1 protein-coding gene is annotated in these 551 nt (G+C 60.6%); it reads right to left on the reverse strand.

The features are described 5' to 3' along the window. A partial coding sequence (locus RX972_RS29155; RefSeq protein WP_316880772.1) for a DUF4892 domain-containing protein occupies nt 1-441 on the reverse strand: 441 nt, incomplete at its 3' end. Between the last annotated feature and the right edge of the window lie 110 nt (nt 442-551).

The following is a 551-nucleotide window of genomic DNA, read 5'->3' on the forward strand; positions in this document are numbered from 1 at the left end:
ATCCGAGGCGCCGCCGCATTCCTCCTTCTTGCATTGGAACAGCACTTCGCCGCCGCCTTGCGCGATCACGTCCTCATAGTTGCGAAGCACCTCCAGCGGCGAACGCTGGGCCGGCAGCACATAGGCGATGCGGGTAAGGGCGCCTTCCGCGTCGATCTTCTTGTCGGGAGCAAAAACGCGGTTGTTGTTCTTGTCGCGCGCGTCGGGATCCTGGCTCACCTTGAGCGGCGACAGCGGCAGGCTGAAGTCGGTATAGGCCAGCTTCTCATACGAGACGATGAAGGACCCTTCATAGCGCTTGACGAGGGCATTGTCGGAAGCGCCGTCAATGTCTGCCGTCGGGACGGTTGCGTCGGCGAAACTGAAATTGGTGGCGCCGACAAGCAATGAAAACGTTGCGGCCAGCAGTTTCGCGGCCAAAGCGAAGAAGCGCGTTCTCATGGTTCCCCCTCCCAGATGAGACGAGGCCAAGAAAATCACACATGGCGCTGACCGACAAGCAACAGCGCTTCGGGGCCTGCATCACAGCCCCAGCGCCTGAGAGAATGGAC

The sequence above is a fragment of the Pseudomonas syringae group sp. J309-1 genome, from assembly GCF_032582135.1.
In the GTDB taxonomy this organism is placed as follows: Bacteria; Pseudomonadota; Gammaproteobacteria; order Pseudomonadales; family Pseudomonadaceae; genus Aquipseudomonas; species Aquipseudomonas quasicaspiana.